This window comes from Salegentibacter salinarum, assembly GCF_900168115.1.
GTDB classification, from domain to species: domain Bacteria; phylum Bacteroidota; class Bacteroidia; order Flavobacteriales; family Flavobacteriaceae; genus Salegentibacter; species Salegentibacter salinarum.
Genome location: NZ_FUZC01000009.1, coordinates 107,995 through 127,616, shown reverse-complemented (window position 1 = coordinate 127,616; position 19,622 = coordinate 107,995). Strand labels below are relative to the sequence as shown.

The window sequence follows — 19,622 nt, the reverse complement described above, 5'->3', positions numbered from 1 at the left end:
CGGGGTAGGTCGGCTTTAAGAATTGAGCACCCTATTCCAATCGGCTTTTACTTTCTCCCAGGCAAAATTTTCAACTTTTTTTCGGGCATTTTCGGTAAGGGATTGTGCTTTTTCGGGATGTTTTATCAGCTTATCAATTTCGGCAGCCATATCTTGGGCATTATTAACCGGCACCAGAATACCATCATCATTATTTTTAATTAGCACAGGCATCCCTCCAACGTTGGTAGAAACCACTGCAAGTCCCAAACTCATCGCTTCAATAACGCTTATTGGTGTATTATCTATATTTGTGGTATTGATAAAGAAATCGTAGTCTTTTGAAAGTTTTGCCCAGGTTTTTTTCTTCAATTTCCCTGGAAATTCAATGTCAAGCTGGTGCTTGGCAGCAAACTTCTTACAGGTTTTCATCGTCCCGTCTTTATCTGGCCCCACCATACAAAGTTTGGCGTTCGGATAATCTTTTTTCAGCAATAAAAGCACTTCCAGGGCCATTACCGGATTATAACGCTTCTGAAATCGTCTAACCCATAATAATTTAGGCTGAAAATCTTCCCGTTTTTTAAATGGATAATTTTCCATTTGAATTGCATTGGGAATAATCTTGGTATTATGAAAACCTTCTGCCTTAAAAATATTATATAAAAATTCGGAAGGAGCTATATTTATTTTTGCTTTTCCGAAGAGGCTTTGGCTGTATTTCTTGTTTGCGCTTAAACGTTCCGGCAGGTTTCCACCGTGAAGAATGGGAATATAATCTACCTTATAAGCCTGGCAGGTTTTTGCCACCAGGTAGGCATAGTAGAAATTCATAGCTCCATAGGTATCTATAAGTACAATATCGGTGGTTTTATGGTAGCGAACAATTAGCCCAAGCATTTCGATTAAGCGTAGGGCTTTATTGCTTCGGGTAGAAGCTGTCTTCACCTTATAACCTTCCTTGCGCAACATTTTACTGAAGAAAGAAATGTAGGTAGCCGTAAAGCTGTTAATCTGTAAGTCGTTTCCTATGTACAGGAGGCTTTTTGTCATCTACTATATATAATAAGGCCAATCCATAAACGAAAGCCGGCAGGGCAATTCGCATAGCCGAATGATTAATGGTTAAGAACCAAAATGCTAAGAACGCCAAAAAATAATAATTGTTCTTAAACTTTGTCCAGAAAATTATGGGAACTAAGATAAGAATGAATAATGAAACCAACCCCAGAAGGCCATGTTCTGAAAGTAAACGGCTAATTTCATTATGTGTATTAATTTCAATACCCAGATTTTCTTCCCGGTATTCGCGCCCTTTCCCAACACCTATCCCCGTTACAGGGTAATTTACAAAAGCATGTAATTCGGTAGTTACCAGTTCCACCCTCCCGGTTGTAATATCATCCTTCAGACGACCGGCAGCATCCTGATTGCTATAACGGTTCCCTAACAAGCCACCAGTTTGAACCATAGAGAATAACCATATCAATATGGTTGCCCCTCCTAAAAGAATAACCTTGAAATTAAGGTTCATTTGTTCCCGAGCGCCCTTCTTATAATAAAGGAAAATAAGAAAAGCCAAAATACAGGCAATGGCGGTAAAAACTCCACCTCTTGAAAAGGTGATAAGTGCCCGGTAGCCCATCATCCCCAATAATACTAAATCGATAATATTGATTAGTTTATGCTTAATTGTAAAAACACGGGTGGCAATCAAAAAAGCACCAAAACCAAATACGGTGGATATCTGGTTCGGACCAAAACCGCCGGTGGCGGCATAGTTACCAGAAAGACTTATACTTACCTCTCGCATACTCGGAGTGTATAAGTAAAGATAAAACATTTGAGAGATAATAGGTAATAATAACATTAAGATTACCCTTTGAAAATCCTCCTGTTTTATTTTTTTATAATAACAATAAAGCGCGGCTATCCCCAAGGCCACAGGCCCACTTAAGTTAAATGCAATTAGCTTTCTAAATTCAGCCTGATAACTTATCGTCATTGAAGCAACTACAATTCCAGGAATAAGGATAAGAAGATAAGTCCAAAATGGGACGGTGCGATTAGATGTACCTTTAAAAAACATACCAATCACAAGAAAAATGATCACCATATATTTACCGGTTTCATAGAAGACCATTCCCCCTGTCTGACGAAAGAATACCTCTGCTCCCGCAATATATGCAGCGGCTAAAAGCGCTTCATTATTTTTATTTTCTCTCGTGAGAATAAGAAAACTAAAATAGGCAAGAATTCCAAAAAGTAATAATGGAGCAATTGGTTCATAGACATATAGAAGTATGGCCATTCCCAAATGAATAAGGAGTAACTCAATATAATTGTATTTATATCTACCCTTAGCAGCCATTAAGTCACGCTTATATTATTATAAAAATTAAAAAGCATAGGCAATACGGTCTCTTTCGAGTAATTCTTATTAAGCTTTTGATGTAACCTATAAGCATCGTTTTCTCTTGTTTCCGGATTTTGAAAATAAAACCTTAATGCCCTTTCAAGAGCTTGCGCATTTGATGGGGGTACAAGGAGCGCTTCGTCTCCTACCAATTCTCTGCATTGTCCCACTTCCGTACAAACAACCGGAAGTCCTACTAAACCATATTCCAGTAAAGTTAAAGGAAGACCTTCTGATCGAGAACTTAAAACTCCGAGATCGGCCTGTTCTAATAAACCAAATACACTGCTGCTACTGCCATAATAAAATATTTTTTTATCTGACTTAGTTATCTCCATCTTTAGTGTTTGAGAGTAGGTTGTACCCGGATCAGAACCAATCAAATGTAGGCTTATTTCCTCTATCTTTAGCATATCAAATGCGGCTAATAAGTTCAGATGATCTTTCTGTGGTCTTAGGTTAGCCACACAAATTATTTTAAAATCTTTAGGATCGCCTTTTAAACGCAATTGTGAATCCCCGATCTTAGAAGGCACAATAAAATTATTCAGCTGTATAATTTTATCGCATTTCAATTTCTCTTTTGCCCAGTCCTTAAGGTCCCCATTTACAGCAATTATTCCATCAAAATACCGGGACAGGGGTTTTAAATATTTCACATCTCGCTCTTCCAATTGTTCCGACTCCCCGTAATGATCGTGCCAAACCAATTTTATTTTTAAACCTGATATCTTTAACAATACGCCCCAATACCAGGAAGTCCCGTGTGCATGTACTAAATCTATCTGCTCACTTTTAACAAATTCTCTCAGCTTTCCAAATGCCTGCAAGTCCAAACTGTAATTTTTATTCAGAAAGACATATCCTACATTTTCATCCAGCTCTTCCTTCAACATGCCTTCCTCACGAGTACAACATAAATACGACGCCTCTAACTCTCCCTCCAGTGAATTTGCCAGATTAATGGCCATCCGTTCGGCTCCGCCGGGGTTTAGACTATCTATTAATTGCAGTACTTTCACTTTTTGATTTTATATTCTTTCACCGTCACCCTGTCCCGAAATTTCGGAATATTTCAGAGCCTCCTCCGACATTTATTCGGAGGCCTAAGGTTTTTTAAGAACCAACAGTTTCTTAATTTCTGCCTCAAGTTTTTCCAAAGTATATTGCTGGCTCCATTCCTGTGCAGCGCTGGACATTTCTTTTAATTTTTCGGGATTTTCCAAAAGTCTCAGAATTTTTTCCACATCTGTTTCATAAAAACTGTCAGGTCTCGATACATCCCGACTCCCATCCAGACCCTCGAACTGAGGGTTCTTCAGAGATTCATCATTTACCAAAACACTTCTCTTCTTTTTATTCTCTTCTCTTTTTTCTAAATCCGGAATTAATACGCCACGACTCCCTTCCCCCAACATCCAAGGTACACAACTTACCGAAGTAGCGATGGGAACACAGCCATACCACATTCCTTCTGCAAGTGTTTTTGGCCAGCCTTCGCTTTTTGATAGCAGAATTACAAAATGAGCTTTTTTATAAGCTTCTTTTAATTCTTCAAGGCTTCGCCGTCCTTTTAACTTCATTAAATTTTGCAATGATTCTTTTTGAATAAAATTTTCAAGTTGATTTTTTAAAATACCACCTCCGTAGATCTCAAGTTCAGACATTACTCCTTTTTTATTAAGAGCATCTATCAGTGTAATTGCTTCAAAAATTCCTTTTCCCTCTACCAGGTTTCCGGTATAAATAAATTTATATGGTGGAGTAAGATCCTTTTCAATTATTCCCTTCTCCAGTTCAGTGAAACTTGCGGTAAAAAAAGAAACTATATTTTTACTTTTTCCCTCCCAGTCACCATACACCAGCACTTTAATATTTCTGCTCAACAAAGTATTACTCAATATCCATTTCTGCAACTTGTAGGTCCAGGGTAGTTTGGCCCCCGGATCCCAGTTTCCGGCGTATTTTACGGTTTTAGGTTTCCTTGGAAAAAATATTTGGGCCACCACTGCCAGTAGACCTATATTCCCCGGACACCTTATATGCAAATGATCTGCCCTTTTCATCGCACTCAGTATTCTAAAAAAATTAACCGGAATTCTTACTACAGATTTCAAAATTGCAGAAATTGATAAAAGATTAAAAGCAGAAATTGAAGTAAAAATGATATTATTGTGTTCATAAGCCTTTTCGATAATCAATTCTTCCTTTTTTGGGGATAGGGGTGCAATAATTTCTACCTCCCCTACATTTTTAAACCACAAATTCATCTCCCGTATATAAGGGCTATACGCATGCAATCTGCCTTTTTGTTCCTCATGGATCACGTGGGTAAATACTGAGAAGCGCATCACTGAGATTTTTTCATCATTAAGAGACTTAAATGCATGCAGTCGAACATTTCCTTATCTGATTTTAACGAGTTCTTCCAGTCTTCCCGATGCCAGGCTTTAGCCTTATTCACTCTTTTCCCTTCAGGTATTGGTAAAAAATTCATAACAGCACTCCATTTTGCCTTTCCCAATACTGCTCTACGTTCTTTTATCTCAAAAGCTTTTTCAAACTTATAATAGGTTTTTTTCGAAAAAGGCCATTCCCAGGCTTTGTCACTTTGGAAAGGCCGATAGATACTTCGAATAAATTTTATAGGCAGACTGGTTTCCAGGGGATCGTGACTTACAATAATTCCCTCTTTGCTAAGTTTTTCCTGAAGCTTTGCAATCAGTTCATCCACATCCTTAAAATGGTGCAATACTCCATAGGCATAGATCAAATCAAATGTTTCCTCCCTGAATTCTTCGGAAAGAAAATCCATTACCTCAGCCCTGGCGCCCGGAATTTTTTCCAGTCGACGGCTCAGGTTATTAATTCCTTTCGGGCTAAGATCTATTGCCAGGTATTCTTTAGAATTTTGAGCCAAGTAAAAACTCAGTGAGTTTCCGGCATAACATCCCAGGTCCAGTACTTTCTTTTGAGAAAGGTCTCCAAACCAGTTTTTATGGAGTTCGTAGATATCACGTTCTACTCCTATGTCTTTTTTTATTCGGTTTAAAGCACCATTTCTAAAATAAGACCAAAGTCGGGTAACAGCATTTTTTTGCTTGGTATCATAAAATTCCTTCTGCCTCGCGTTTACAAGTTTACGTTCCTCAGACTTCATGTGTGGGCTTATTTAGCAACAGGCTCCACCATCCGAAGATCCTGCCCAGACTTTCGGTGAATGCCTCTTTTCGTTTTGCGGTGGTGATCACATTTCCCATTCGCACTAAAGTTAATAAAAATGCCGTGCCGTGCCACTTCAATCTCGCCTTTAAGTCGGGATCAGGAAATTTAAGCCGCCAAACATACCAGCCGTTCCTAATTACCATTTTACCATATATAAATTTGTCGGGGCGGCCAGACTGCTCATGATGATGTTCAACCTGTGCGGCAGTATTCACATAAAGCTGACCTATTTTTGAAGCTCTTAAACAAAAATCCATATCCTCATAAAGGCCGTAACCAGCAAAATATTCAGAAAATTGTATATTTTTAAATAAGCTTTTGCGATAAGATGCCACTCCTCCCATAAAGAATTCTACCGGGTATGTTTTCCCTGAAGGAGGTAAAAAGCCAATTGAAAGTCCGTTAGAAAATTCAGGCATTACTCCCGGAGGCTGGTCACTTAATAGGCCAAGTTTCTTCCGAAGAAGATTCCTACTGCCCAAATTTCGAATATATCCGTCCATTTTAAATTCATCGAAATCCGGGGTATCAGGGCTTTTTTTCCAGGTAACTTCATTACAGATATAGCCTCCAACCCCAATAGCATTAGGATAAGTCTTATATGTATTGATTAGTTTCTCAAAATAACCCGGCTCCAAGATAATATCATCATCCAAAAAACTTATAACGTCTATTTCTTTACCGGTCTTTCTAATGCCAAAATTGCGCTGCCGGGTAAGGCCGCGATCTTCTTCCCCTATCTTAAAATATTTTAACCCTGGAAATTTCCTGTATTCAATTAAGTCCCGACTCTTATCATTAGGGGAGGCATCTACCACCAGAATCTCATCGGGAAGCCGGCTTTGTAAAGCCACTGACTTCAATAGTCTTTTTATAGCCTGGCTTCTTTTAAAAGTACAAATAATAAGATTAAACTTCATGTTGTTTTCTAAAAGAGGATATCAACTCCAGTTCAACATTTAAAGCTGCGGCATTAATGATATTCATATTGGCAAAAGGCCATTGTTTCAAATCCCTTCTGTTCTTAGCCTGAGTTTTTATACTTTCAACATATTGCTTTCCCAAATGATCATTTTTAAAATATTCATTCAGGTTTTTTTCCATATTAGGGTTTTGGTAAACTTTTACCCAGTTAATCGACTTAAATAGTCGGTAGCGTTTGCTAGGATCACCAGCTTTCATTAGGCGTTTTATCAAAAATTGATCGATCTTGGAGCGCAGACCCCAGCTGGCAAATTTAAACAGATCTGATGCATTTTGAGGTATCCATGGAGCCTGATTAGTAGGCACCCTGTAAAATCTCCTTAATTCTTTATTATCAGAAAAAAGCTTTTTTATAAAGCGATAATTTAGACGAATATTAGGATGCAAGCTACTTGTCCTTTTCAACATTTGCAACGACATCGCCGGAGAATACGCATCAAACTTAGTACTGGCTACCAGGAGTTGTTTTGAGAGACGCATTCGGGTATAAGTGTACCAGGAGAAAAGTTCATCATATAATTCAGTATAGGCCAAATTATGCGCTTCAATCCTTTTAAAGATCTCTTCGAGATCACTGATAAGTTCTTCCCTCACCTGATTATAATCAAAATCCAGGTCAAACTTTGCCAGGTTTTTCTCGTGAAAGAAAATCAGGTATGTTTTGAGTTTTTTCTGTTTCCATTTTTCAAATTTAGAAGGAGAGGAAGCCTCAAAATTATAATCCTCATTTCTAATATAGTACTTTATAAAATTATTTTGACGGAATTCTCGAGAAGAAAACTTAGCGATTTTTCTTGCGGGAAGAGCTTCACAAAGCTCTCCCAGTAATAAAGGTTCTTTTTCTCGGTTATCTGCCTTTTCAGTTATTTCCAGCCAGGAGCAGAGTTCCACACCTTCAGAGTGCCAGGTATACTCCTTAAGTTGTTCTGGAGTCGGAAAATATAGGTCTGGTTGATAACACGGTTTAAATTTGGCAGGTTTTAATTTTGCCAACCGTGAGGCAATTTTTGACTCATAATTATCGCTGCTACCAAACGTATAACAAGTAATTTCTTTAGCCTCAGGAATAGCGCCAAGAGCTACCCTACTATCTATTCCCCCACTAAGGGCTATATTTACTTTTTCAGAATCATTCAGGCAATACAGAACTTCCTTTTTATAGGCCTTCCAGTACTCCTTTGTAAGATCATGATCCTGGTTAGGTTTGCTTAAATTCTCGTATAACCGGTTATCAAAATCAACGGAGATCAAACTCCCTTTGAAATCATATCTTCGGCATTCTCCCGGCAATAATCGCTTACAATTTTTTAAAATAGTCCGGGAGCCCTGATTCGAAAAATCGGGTCCCAAACTACGCTGCAGAACTCCTGTAGGATCAATCTTAGCACCGGAAATCATACCGGTTAAAATAATAGAATTGGAAAAAAAGAAATCATTATTTCCTGTAAGATAATAAAGTGGATAAAGTCCTATTTGATCTGTGCACAGGCTTATTGTTTCTTCTTGTTCTGCGATCATCACTGCTGAAAAAGAACCTGTAATATTTTCAGTTAGGGGCCATCCTTTGGAAATAGCCTCTGTTACACCTTTTATCTGAGAAGTAACCTCTGAGACATCCTTATCCAAGACTCTCAAGTACCCATCATTAAAAAGATATTTCTGATCAATATTCTCCGGAGCAATTTCTTTTTCTGAAATAAAAGATAACTTTCCTATCTGATAAAGGTAACAACCCCTGGGTAAATCCAAAGTGTTTAGATCCTGTCTATTTGTAATCAAGAATTTCATCATCCAACGGGAAGTTTGCAATTTATTTCAGAGCTGTTCTTCTGTAAATTTTCCGCCCACTGAGCACTTTTCCCCCAGCGTTCCCTCATCATTTTTAGATATTTAAAAGGATTCTTTATTTCCTGTTTAGAATAAAACCTTAGAAACAGTTCAGTTTTAAAACCCTTTAGTTGTTCCGGAGTGTAATATTTCTTTGCATATATCATTAAGGTAGGAGAAGGTTTTGGCTTATCCTTTTCCCAGGGAGGCAAATCGATTTCCCTGAACCCACCCCGGGAAGCCTTTAAATGAAGTATCTCCAGATTAGGATGATAAATTATATCACAGCCGGCACGGCGAAGCTGCATTCCATAATCCTGATCTTCTCCAAAACCATATTCAAAGATCTCATCGAAGTCAATATTTTTACTAAAATCTGAATTTACGATACTGGTTCCCGACCCAAAACTTCCCCATTGTTTGATTTTAGGAAATATGGTTTTTTCTCCTTCCTGCTTACAATTAATATTCAGGCAGTCAGCGCCCAGTCTCTTCAATTCATCCAGACTTTTTTGTAACAGATCTGCGCCAAATCTAATATCGTCATCGGCGAAAAACACCCATTCAGAATCCACTTCTCCCAAAGCCATATTCCGGGCGTGACAGGCTCCAGTTTGGTGCGTAAAATGATGTACTATTTCAAAAGGCCAGGTTCGGGTTTTTAGCTCAGGTAAATCACTTTGAGACGCGGTATCAGAGTTCTGTTCTACCACAATTATCTTTTTTGGTAATTGTGTTTGACTTTTCAGATCTTCCAGCACCTGTAGCAAATAATTTTTTCTACCCAAAGTGGGAATGATTACATCTATAGAATCACCATGGTTTCTTACTCTATTTGATTGTAATCCTATTCCGAACAGGTCTATATTCTTTTTAAAATATTTTTTCTGAAAAAAGGCTATGATCAGGGCTCCTATAGGAAATGACTTCTCATATCTTAAAAAACACAAGAAGAGAAGCCAAAGTCTAATATTTTTATAATGGGCCTGTACAAAGGAAAAAAGTTCCTGGTTTCCTGCCCTGGCTTTTAATTTCCTTTTAAGGATATCTTGTTGCAATTCTGGACATATCAACCCGGGCACCGAATAACAAAAAAGTCCGTTTTGCTGACCTAATTTTGCAATGGAATTAAGCAGAAGTCCGAAATTCCTGATTTGACCGAACATTTCTTCAAATTGAAGCAAGACCATTCCTCTTATGCCACCTACATCTGTACTCATCTGCCATGTAGCATATTGCACCTCCCGGTTTACATTTATAAATGGCAGCTGATCGATATAGCCAATTTTTTCCGACAGAAAAGCTGTTCTAATCCCGTAGGAGGCCATAACTAGATCGTGATGGAAAATATTTTTCCAGGAATCCAGATTTGAATTATTTTCAAATTCTTCTTCGCACCAGGCAATCATTTCTTCAGGATATTCTTCAGCAAGTTTCCAGAAAACTCGACAAAGATCAGTTTCTTCCACCTCCAGTTCTTCCCCTTTATAACGGACACGGACAAGCTTTTTAGCATGTTGATGAATAACGAGAATCATGGAAGCATTCAGGGTTTAAACAAATGTAAATAATTTAGACATTAGTCGGTAGTTTTTAGTCGGTAGTCTGGAGTTTAGTTTTTGGTTGAGCTTCCTTGAAGGACACCAAAAAACCTAACTAAACGTCATAGCGAATGAGGAACGACTGAAACTAGCTGCCGATATTAGACTTGACTTCCTCCCTTGATTTCTTTCCAACCACAGATTGCTTCACCCTAAAAGGCTTCGCAATGACGAGTAAAATCACAATATATCTTCTTCATTTAAAAATTCCCACTGCTTCATATCCTTTTTCAATTCTTTCCCAAGTATTTCTTCAAATCGTAAAGCATTAATCCCATAGCCTTTGGGTTTCTTAGCTTCCAGGTCTTCAAAAGAAAGTTTATGTCCTGTAAGCAGATCTTTATTTATCGCCAGGGATTTTTCAAAGATATTTTTTAGATCACTAAAACGTGAATTATCAGATTTATCAACTGGGTGCCCCAAAGATGTCTTAATGTTTTTTACAGCCTCTACCAGTTTTTTTATTTCATTTATCTCCAAAGAAGAAGTAGCATCTGGGCCGAAGTTGCGGCGGTCAAAAACCACGTGAAATTCCAGAATCTCAGCGCCCAGGGCCGTCGCGGCTAGAGAGGTCTCAGTTCTCGCCGAATGATCAGAATAACCCACCGGCACCAGGTATCGCTCTCTAAGCTGCTGAATTACATTTAAGCCATAATCTTCCGGTTTAGTAGGATAGGCGGTGGTACATTGAAGAATGGAAAACTCCACTTTTCGCTCTTTCAGGAATTCTACTGTTTTATCCAGTTCTTCAAAAGAACTCATCCCGGATGAAATGATCACCGGCTTCCCGGTCTTTACTATTTTTTGCAGCAATAAAAAGTTATTCACTTCCCCTGAACCTATTTTATAGCGCTTGACTCCTACTATCTCCAGCAGGTCAACAGCTGCATTGCTAAAAGGAGAAGCCAGGAATTCCACTCCTTTTTTATCGCATCTTTGCTTTAGCAGCTTCCATTGATCTAAACTGAATTCCATGCGCTTCCAGTAATCGAAACGGGTTTTATCCTGCTCGCTAAACTTCACCCGGAAAGTTTCATGTTCACTACTCTCCGCTTCTGCTATATGCACCTGGAATTTTACAGCATCCACCCCGGTTTCGGCCAGGGTATCAATATAAGACAGTGCCATTCCAAGGCTTCCATCATGGGCTTGCCCGACCTCAGCTATTATAAACATATACTATAAATTAAACATTATTAATTTCGACTTGTCATAAGAACAAGGTTTAGGCGGGCTTCTCCTATTTCCGCTATTATGAACATAGATTAATTATTAAAACGCTTTCCTTTAACTCCCTCTTGGAGAGCTGGGGTATTAATTTTTATTTCGATAAAGATATTTAAATTTAGTACTTAGCTTTTCTTTTATCCACCAGCATTTTTGCTCAAAATTCGGGTTCACAAAAATAACCTTCAATCCTCCCTGCCAGTGAGCTGGTGGAAAAGGACTATAAGTAGCATTTTTTTTATTACTTATAGAATGCACATATTTATGTTTGGGAAAATACTTTCTCAGCCTTTCCTGCTGTGGCATCCTGTCGCCTTCTATGGCAATAACCCCATTCCTTGTCAAAAGCTTTTGAATTTTCTTGAGCTCAGGGTCTTTTCCATCGATTATAATCAGGTCAAATTTTCTTTGAGGTACTTCACAAAGTTTTGAAAAAACCTCTAATTTTCTATAGTTTTCACCAAGATTCTTCTTTAAGGCATCCAGACAGAATTCATTATTCTCGGTTCCCGAATACTCTATATGTGTATTAGCTGAAAGCAGGCTGCCTGCAATGGCTCCAATTCCCAGGCCTATTTCGAGAACATTTTCAATCCCGAATCTTTCTATTATTTTCTGTAGCTTCAGAATGGCATATTCACTGGCTATATGTTGATTGCCATCTGCATTACAGAAATTTTTATAAGTATTCAAAACTAACTCCTCTCTGCTCATACTTCAAGACAAAATACAATGCTTTTCAGATCTTTTCCCAACATAAAGGAATAATTATGATCCCTGTAATTATAAAGAATCTCTTTTAGAACAATATCATTTACCTCTTTCATAGAAATATATGGTTGGGTTTGTTTGCCCAGGCTTTTTTTTAGCCTGTATTTTAAGGAAGTATAATAATCGTCTTCAGAAAACTTAACCTGAACCACTTCTCCTTTATGTGACTGTAATTCTTCTCTTAATACATGCTCCACCCGGGCCAGGATATTAGGAATCTCAAGTTTTATATCCGGTTTTTTTAAAGCTTGTGCTTTTTTTATACTTATAAAACTCCCCATTCCCTGTTGCCTTAGGGGTTTAATAATGCCCAGCTCCCGATTTCGTTGAAAATGGCGTTGATTAATGCGCATAATGTTTTTCACCCTGGGATTCCCCGTAAGTAGGCTGTCCTCAGATCCCGAAAAACTTGGATGCCAGTTATGATAAAAGTATTCTTTCTTACTTTGTTCTTTCTGATAACCCGCATTTTCCAGTCTGGCAAACAGGTCTTCGTCTTCAGCCCCGTAGAAATGAAAAAATTCATCCAGTCCGTTAACCCTGAGTAAACTTTCCCTGGAGGTAAGGATCATCCCGTTTACATTTCCGAAACGACCGGGGTTTAAATTTTCAAATTTATATTTCGTAGAAAGTTGTTGTGATTCTTTTTTATCTAAGAAACCAAGCCTGAACAAATAAAATTTATCGGGGTTTTTAAGTTCCTCCCATACCACAGAAGTTTCAGGATAAAAAACAAGGTCGATATCCGCGATAAAAACATATTCTCCGCTCGCTTTTGTTATCCCATAGTTAAGGGCTTTGCTTTTATTCCATAAAACCTGGGGAACAGGGAGATGGTAGAAGTGAACAAAAGAAAATACCTCCGCAAGTTTTTCCAATTCTTTCACAAGGCTATCCTCGCTTCCATAATCTACAAAGATCACTTCAAAATTCTGAAGCTTTTGTTTCTTAAGCGATTCAAAAGAAATCTTAATTCTTTCGGTATCCCTGTTTCTATGGGCGTAAATTATGGATATCATTGGCTTCATTAGAGATTCTCTTCAATTTTTTGATAAGCTTCCAGCACTCTCTTTCTAATTCGTTCCCTTGCCAGTTCCGGCTTAATTCTATCTGAATTCCAGTTAATAGCATTTATTCTTAATTCAGGATTATCTATAGCCTTTTTCAAAAGTCCTGCAATAGCTTTGAAATTTTCAGGATCTTCAATTAATAGTCCGTTTCTCTTATGATCTATTATTTCAGCTGTTGCTCCTCCTGGATTAGATTGGATGGGAAAGACTTCCATGATTATAGCCTCGAGTAAAGTATTAGGCATCCCATCAGAACTACTATTTCCTATATAGATAAAAGACTGCCCCATCAATTCCATCAGCTTTTGGTACGGAAGTTTTCCAACTACTTCCAGGTTTTTAAATTCTTTTATAGAAGAAGTTTCTACAAATTTAAAAACCTCCGGAGCTGCTCCAAATACTACAATCTTGTAAGCCTCCAATTTTTCCTTTAATTCCAGAATTCCCCTTAGAACCGATATACACTGCCCGTGAAGTCCCTGATATCCTTTAATTAGAATAACATTTCTGTCTTCCTCATCCATCATAAAAGGATCAAAACTTTCGAAATCAAAACCACCTCCCCCCGGATAGACGCCAAGAAATTCACCTTTAAAACCATGGTCTTTAGCTATACTATAATCTCTCCTGCAATCGGCAAACATATAATTCATATGCGGCAAGGTTTTTCTCATGCCTTCAAGATGTTCAGGTCGCTTTTGGTAATAATACATATCGCTGCCCCAGGCGGTATATACCCATTGCAGGTCGGGAAATTTTTTCATTACAGGTAAGGCAGGAGCTCCTCCAAGATACATCACAAAACTATGTACCACATCGGGCTCTATTCTCTTTATTTGTTTTTCCAGTTGTCTCTGTAAATTTCTCTCGTTGAAAATATTTATAAGGCGGGTCAAGCCTATAGCATTTTTTTTTAGGAAATATCTCCCTGGATGATTCCATCTATAACGCCAACCTATGATTTGTTCTGCAAAATCGATCTGCTCTACTTTAGTATTGGAATCAAAAATATCCAGCCAGTATACTTCGTGCCCCGAATCATTTAACTGTTCTGTCCAGTTGAAAAAATGGGGAGCAAATATGGAGAGCATTAGTATTTTCATCTGTATATAATTATAATCCCAATTTAGGAATTAGATAAAAACTTAAAATCATATTTCTGTTTGCTGCCACTATTTGAGCCCAGCAACAGGCTGGTTTGATCTATAATTCTGAAAATTGACTACTTAAATATTCTGCTGAAAGATAATATTTAAGTTCACTGTAATTATAATCCAGTTGATTCTCATCTGATTTCCATTTTTGATACAGCCTCTTAATAATCATAAAAATCTTTTCCACCTCATTAATCTCGCTCCACCAGGGATAATCTTCTCCTAAAAGTCTTCGGCTCTCACTATAGTAAGGTCCTAAAAGTAAGATGGGTTTTTCTGCAGCGATACAATGTGGAAATTTCCCCGGAAGAAAAGGACTTATTGGCCCTTTGGCTTCAAGGATCACATTAACCGCGGCATTTTTCTGAATGGCCTGTACCTGCTTAAAAGGCAAATAATCTACACTACTATAAAACTGAGGGATTTCCTTTTTTATTTCTTCAAACTCCCGGGTATAGCCTGATTTTGCACCTAAAAAGATGAGTTGGCTTTCCGGTATCGCTTCAGGCACCTCTTTCAGAAATTTCTTATATGCACTTATTAAGCCCTTTGGATTTCTCGCCCCCATCAAAGCACCTGCGTGGACAATTGTAAAAGCACCTTTTTGAAAGAATTCTGGCAAAGCAGGCAATTTCATCTCATCTTCATCTATTTGATGAGGGATTATCACAGTTTTCCCTTTAAGTCCACCGTAATAACTTCTCATCCATTCTGCCAGTAATTTACTGGGATAAGCCGCATATTTGGCTTTAGCGGCTACACTCAAGAAAAACTTTCTTTTTTTCTGGTGACCCGGCTCCACATAATCATAAGGCCTGGGATAAGAATGCATGGGATATGGATCGTGAATATAAGCCATCCATTTAGGATGCCACTTAGGAAACTTTAAAAGCGCATGATGTGGCCGAAAACTTCCGCCCTTGCTTAAAGTTAGAACCAGATCGGGCTCAAAACCCCTTATTTTTTTTAAACCCGCTGCAATACTATTGCGGTCATTGAATAAGGTAAATGAAAATCCGAACAGATTTTCAATATATTTATTAGGATTAATTTTTAACCAGTATCTTATATATCTTTCCAGCCTGCTTAAAAAAAATAAAAAGCTGCCTCTGTTTTCTTTGATGTGAAAACAAGGTATTCCGGGAAGATCAATATCGTTTCGGGTGTAGTGAAATACCTGCAGCTCAAAACCGGCTTTATGAAGGTTTTTAATAAGGGCCACCCTGCCCTTGGTCCCGCTGCTATCCTCTACATCAATAGATTCCGCAACGACCAGTATTCTTTTAATTTCTTTTTTATTCAAGTATCCGGCTTTGTTGTAAAACTAAACTTTTAAGTTTCATCTTCCAAGTTTAAGTAAATCATAAATTTTACAGTATAATTTTTATCTTAGTCCTATGCAACTCGACCTCATCGCCGGAACCCGACCAAATTTCGTAAAAATCGCTGCTATCATATACGCTATAGAAAATTATGGACAGAATATTAATTATCGATTCATCCATACCGGGCAGCATTACGACGACAGCCTAAGCGAAAATATTTTTAAAGATTTAGAATTACCTTCTCCACATTTCAACCTGGGGGTTGGTAGTGGGAGCCAGGCCAGGCAAAGTGCAGCGATAATGCTGGCCTATGAAAAGCTCTTACTGGAGGAAAAACCGGATTTATGCATGGTGGTAGGCGATGTTACTTCCAGCATGGTCTGTGCCATCACAGCTAAGAAATTAAATATCAAAATAGCCCATGTGGAAGCCGGTCTACGTTCCTACGACTGGACAATGCCTGAAGAAGTCAACCGGGTGCTAATCGATAGTATAGCTGATTATTTTTTCACTACCACTCCAGAAGCCTCCAAAACCCTGTTGGATGCGGGAAAAGATAAAGACCATGTTTATTTCGTAGGTAATACGATGATAGATACACTACTAAGGTTTCAATCAAAATTTAAAGCTCCTAATATCTGGAAAGAGGTAAATCTCAAACCTCAGCAATACCTGCTCCTAACTCTTCACAGACCGGGTAACGTTGATGAAGAAAAACAATTGGAAATTACAATAAATTCAATCTTGAAAAACTCCCGGAACCTCCCTGTTATTTTTCCCGTTCATCCACGTACCGTCGTAATTATGAAAGATCTAAGCTTTGAGGCCGATAACTTTTATTTAACTAATCCCCTGGGTTACCTTGAATTTAATTACCTGGTGCAAAATGCCAAAGCTGTCCTCACCGATTCCGGTGGGATAACAGAAGAAACAACTGTGCTGAGTGTTCCCTGCCTTACTCTCAGAGAAAATACCGAAAGACCAGAAACAATCAAACTCGGAACTAACGAATTGATTGGTACAAATCCGGAGAATATTGCACAGGCCTTACATAAACTTTTTAAAGATAATTGGAAACAAGGCAATATTCCTGAATACTGGGATGGGAAAACAGGAGAGAGGATTATCAAATCTTTAATTACTATTTAATTACCGAGCCTTTAAGTCTTAAAATTGGCTTTATTAGCGGATAGATTGCAAAACCTAACCTGTATTTAAACTTTTCTAAAAAATTTAGATTGCTATTATTAAGTACTTCTTTTATCAAATTATAAGATTTAAGGTTAAATCCCATTCTGATAAAAAAATTAGTCATTCTGCTTGAGAGAGTACTAACCTGAGAAAGGTGAGCTACTATTAACCTAGCAGCGTAAATCTTTGAATCGACTCTTGATATATCAGCTTTTCTAAATTCCCCAGTATTAGAGACAGCATGTTTTCTTCCGAAATAAAGAGGTTTTTTTATTGTAATTCCTTTTGGTTCTTTTAGTAAAATGCGTGTATACAATTCCCACTCCTCTGCAAACATTAAAGCTTCATTAAAAATTTCGTTATTAAAACATTCGGACTTCCAAAGAACCTGACAAGAGTTAAATGGAACATCTCCTGTAATCATTTCATTCACGTTCAATGGTGTATGTTGGATAATTGCATAATCCCGCAACCTATTAAAATTTTTATTTAAATCTTGAAAAAAAACAGACCTTAAAAACCTACAGTAATCAGCCTTATAGTTTAAAATTTCCTCAATACTCCATTTTAAGCAATCCGGATGTGGGATGTCATCATCATCAAAGAAAATAATATACTCTCCTTTTATTAAAGATATTCCATGATTTCTTGAACCTGGCAGGCCTTTCTTATGATTAGAACCTCTTTTAGAATATTTAAATCTTAAGTCTTTATTCCCAAATTTTTCTACAATTTCCTGAGTCTTATCTTTACTCCCATCATCAATAATAAGACACTCCCAGTTTTGATAAGACTGTTCTGAGATCGCGATCAACGATTCTTTTATAAGGTGAGCCCGGTTATATGTGGCCATTACAATGGAAATAAGAGGTAGTTCTTTTGTCATTCTGAAATATCTTTCTTTAGCAATGTCAAGCTCTCTTCTTCTGCCTGAATATATATAGTAGAAAAGTCGTTCTCCTCAATCTTCTTAACTACTGCCCCAGGCGAAAGATATTTGCTAAAATATTCAAGTACATTTTCACGTAACGAATTTAAAATACTCTTCTCCAGGTTAAATGAGTACAAAATTATTTCATCAAGTTCACTCCAAGAATCATATACAAGCGCTGTCTCCATATTTTTTAAGGGAGGAAACATTAGCTCAGCATAGGTTCTATGAATTACAGGTATACAGCCAACGGACATAGCTTCGATAAGATTATGAGACTGAGGGATAAGAATACCAGGAAGAGCCAGATAAAAATTAAATTTCTGAAGTATATTTTTGAGTTCTTTCAAAGGAATTCTAAACTGTTTTGATGTATCGACCAGTACAACTTTATAATCAGCTTCTTCATTTATGAAACTTTTTAATTCTAATAAGTTATTAAATTCAAGGCTATACGGTTTTTTTTTTAAAAAATCAGCTACTTGACTTCTACTAGGAATTTCAAAGAAACCTGCCTTAGATATGTTATTATAAAATGCAGCATCAATATTCCCCGACATAAAAATAGATCTTTTACGTTTTAGTTGAATGCTCTCTACCTCATTAAAAAAACCATGTCTGTAAATACCCGGATATTCACTCATAGGGACATGGTAGCTATTTCCAACTTTTCCTCTGAAATAGTTATTACTTAATTGGTTTTTTCCTATTACTAGATCAGCATTTTCAGGTTCACCTATTCTTACCCGCTCTTTTAAAATCCATGAACCATAAACGAATTCCCCCTTTTTTTGGTTTAGTACACTAATCACCCTTTTATTCTTAGGGATATAAACTGTATAATTATTAAGAGTGAAAAATTTAATAAAATTATACAGATATCTATTTAGAGTGATATGATCAATCTCTATAAACACTTTTTTTTGGTTCTTTGGAACGGACTCAAATCTTTTAAGGATTATAGTTTTATAAAACCAATAATTATCCATTAGCCATTTCCTTAATCTTCTTCTCGCTTTATAAAAAATCATTTTATGGAAGTCATTTCTTTTTGAACATTCCTAAAGCTCTCAAAGGTTTCAATAATTTATTCCCAATCTTATAGTCCACACTATCCATAACCTGTTGTTTAAATGCTTCATTTTTTTTTGTAGACTTCAACCATTCATGGATAAATAAAGAAAAATGTTCCTTATATAGTTCGGCGTGTTTGTTATAAATATATTCCTTAATGGCATACATGGCAAGGTTAGCTTTTTTATTCCTTGAATTCTGCTTATTTCTATAGTTGAACAGCATTTCAGGAATAACGTATGCATAACCTCCATTTTTTAACAACCTGATATAGAACTCCCAATCTTCAAAACCTTTTAGCATTATTTCATCATAACCTCCCACTGCTTTCCAATCACTTTTCCGAAACATAGACGAGCCCATGGCTATATTTTTCAGCAGAATGTCTTCCAATTGACCGCCAGAAGGTTTAAAAAGTTTATTATTTCCTTTAGAAAACCAGTTAGAATAACATGTAACAAGTTTCACATCGGTATCTTTCAAAAGTACATCTATGGCTTTTTCACAAAATTTCGGTTCAAAATAATCATCACTATCCAACACCAATATGTACTCCCCCTTGGCAACTTTTATTCCTTCATTTCGGGCCGCACTTACTCCCTTATTTTCCTGGGTTATAAGTCTATTAATCCTCGGCTCCAGAGATTTTAATTTAATCTTAGTGTCGGTATGGGAGCCGTCGTCTACTACGATAACCTCCTTCTTTGGCCAGGATTGAACTAAGGCCGAATTTATAGCCTGCTCTATATATTCAGCATCATTAAAACAAGGGATAATTATGGATATTATTTCTTGTTGCATAGCATAAATTTAAACGAATATAAGAAGCCTCCAGATTAAAACACAA

17 protein-coding genes are annotated in these 19,622 nt (G+C 37.2%); 1 reads left to right on the top strand and 16 read right to left on the bottom strand.

Features of this window, described 5'->3' with window-relative positions:
• Positions 1–15 precede the first annotated feature (15 nt).
• The 13 genes from B5X53_RS12220 to B5X53_RS12160 all read right to left on the bottom strand — a co-directional run bounded on the left by B5X53_RS12220 (position 16) and on the right by B5X53_RS12160 (position 15,557).
• Entirely contained in the window at positions 16–1,032 is a 1,017-nt protein-coding gene (locus B5X53_RS12220; RefSeq protein WP_079713514.1) for a glycosyltransferase family 4 protein, read from the bottom strand.
• Positions 989–2,290 carry an O-antigen ligase family protein gene (locus tag B5X53_RS12215; protein WP_232764042.1) on the bottom strand — a complete coding sequence of 434 codons (1,302 nt, stop codon included), beginning with the start codon at positions 2,288–2,290 and terminating at the stop codon, positions 989–991. Before B5X53_RS12215 ends, B5X53_RS12220 begins: the two co-directional genes overlap by 44 nt.
• Before the next feature lie 59 nt (positions 2,291–2,349).
• The gene (locus B5X53_RS12210) at positions 2,350–3,417 is read right to left on the bottom strand and encodes a glycosyltransferase (RefSeq protein WP_079713512.1); all 1,068 of its coding nucleotides are present in this window, start codon (positions 3,415–3,417) and stop codon (positions 2,350–2,352) included.
• An 84-nt stretch (positions 3,418–3,501) separates the two neighbouring features.
• Entirely contained in the window at positions 3,502–4,746 is a 1,245-nt protein-coding gene (locus tag B5X53_RS12205) for a glycosyltransferase family 4 protein (protein WP_079713511.1), read from the bottom strand.
• Positions 4,746–5,555, bottom strand: coding sequence for a class I SAM-dependent methyltransferase (locus B5X53_RS12200; RefSeq protein WP_079713510.1), 810 nt, complete (start codon positions 5,553–5,555; stop codon positions 4,746–4,748). The genes B5X53_RS12205 and B5X53_RS12200 overlap by 1 nt, the downstream gene beginning before the upstream one ends.
• On the bottom strand, positions 5,545–6,540 hold the full coding sequence (locus tag B5X53_RS12195) for a glycosyltransferase family 2 protein (RefSeq protein WP_079713509.1): 996 nt from the start codon (positions 6,538–6,540) through the stop codon (positions 5,545–5,547). Before B5X53_RS12195 ends, B5X53_RS12200 begins: the two co-directional genes overlap by 11 nt.
• Positions 6,530–8,395: an asparagine synthetase B family protein gene (locus tag B5X53_RS12190; protein WP_101023015.1), complete on the bottom strand. Its 1,866-nt coding sequence runs from the start codon at positions 8,393–8,395 to the stop codon at positions 6,530–6,532. Before B5X53_RS12190 ends, B5X53_RS12195 begins: the two co-directional genes overlap by 11 nt.
• Positions 8,392–9,969 carry a glycosyltransferase family 2 protein gene (locus tag B5X53_RS12185; protein WP_079713507.1) on the bottom strand — a complete coding sequence of 526 codons (1,578 nt, stop codon included), beginning with the start codon at positions 9,967–9,969 and terminating at the stop codon, positions 8,392–8,394. The genes B5X53_RS12190 and B5X53_RS12185 overlap by 4 nt, the downstream gene beginning before the upstream one ends.
• A gap of 243 nt (positions 9,970–10,212) precedes the next feature.
• Positions 10,213–11,208, bottom strand: a complete 996-nt coding sequence (locus tag B5X53_RS12180; protein ID WP_079713506.1) for an N-acetylneuraminate synthase family protein — start codon at positions 11,206–11,208, stop codon at positions 10,213–10,215.
• Positions 11,209–11,346: 138 nt separating this feature from the next.
• Entirely contained in the window at positions 11,347–11,973 is a 627-nt protein-coding gene (locus tag B5X53_RS12175) for a class I SAM-dependent methyltransferase (RefSeq protein ID WP_079713505.1), read from the bottom strand.
• Positions 11,970–13,058, bottom strand: a complete 1,089-nt coding sequence (locus B5X53_RS12170; protein WP_232764040.1) for a glycosyltransferase family 2 protein — start codon at positions 13,056–13,058, stop codon at positions 11,970–11,972. Before B5X53_RS12170 ends, B5X53_RS12175 begins: the two co-directional genes overlap by 4 nt.
• Positions 13,058–14,203: a glycosyltransferase family 4 protein gene (locus B5X53_RS12165; RefSeq protein ID WP_232764038.1), complete on the bottom strand. Its 1,146-nt coding sequence runs from the start codon at positions 14,201–14,203 to the stop codon at positions 13,058–13,060. The genes B5X53_RS12170 and B5X53_RS12165 overlap by 1 nt, the downstream gene beginning before the upstream one ends.
• Before the next feature lie 100 nt (positions 14,204–14,303).
• The gene (locus B5X53_RS12160) at positions 14,304–15,557 is read right to left on the bottom strand and encodes a glycosyltransferase family protein (RefSeq protein ID WP_079713504.1); all 1,254 of its coding nucleotides are present in this window, start codon (positions 15,555–15,557) and stop codon (positions 14,304–14,306) included.
• 94 nt (positions 15,558–15,651) lie between these two features.
• Between B5X53_RS12160 and wecB the strand changes: the two genes are divergently transcribed.
• Complete coding sequence (gene wecB / locus B5X53_RS12155) at positions 15,652–16,728, top strand: non-hydrolyzing UDP-N-acetylglucosamine 2-epimerase (RefSeq protein ID WP_079713503.1); 1,077 nt, start codon at positions 15,652–15,654, stop codon at positions 16,726–16,728.
• On the opposite strand, the gene B5X53_RS12150 is transcribed toward wecB, so the two are convergent.
• The 3 genes from B5X53_RS12150 to B5X53_RS12140 are packed head-to-tail and all read right to left on the bottom strand — an operon-like array spanning position 16,721 to position 19,576.
• Positions 16,721–17,656: a glycosyltransferase family 2 protein gene (locus B5X53_RS12150; RefSeq protein WP_079713502.1), complete on the bottom strand. Its 936-nt coding sequence runs from the start codon at positions 17,654–17,656 to the stop codon at positions 16,721–16,723. The genes wecB and B5X53_RS12150 overlap by 8 nt on opposite strands.
• On the bottom strand, positions 17,653–18,690 hold the full coding sequence (locus tag B5X53_RS12145; RefSeq protein ID WP_143533264.1) for a hypothetical protein: 1,038 nt from the start codon (positions 18,688–18,690) through the stop codon (positions 17,653–17,655). The genes B5X53_RS12150 and B5X53_RS12145 overlap by 4 nt, the downstream gene beginning before the upstream one ends.
• Before the next feature lie 52 nt (positions 18,691–18,742).
• On the bottom strand, positions 18,743–19,576 hold the full coding sequence (locus B5X53_RS12140; RefSeq protein ID WP_079713500.1) for a glycosyltransferase family A protein: 834 nt from the start codon (positions 19,574–19,576) through the stop codon (positions 18,743–18,745).
• Positions 19,577–19,622: the final 46 nt, after the last annotated feature.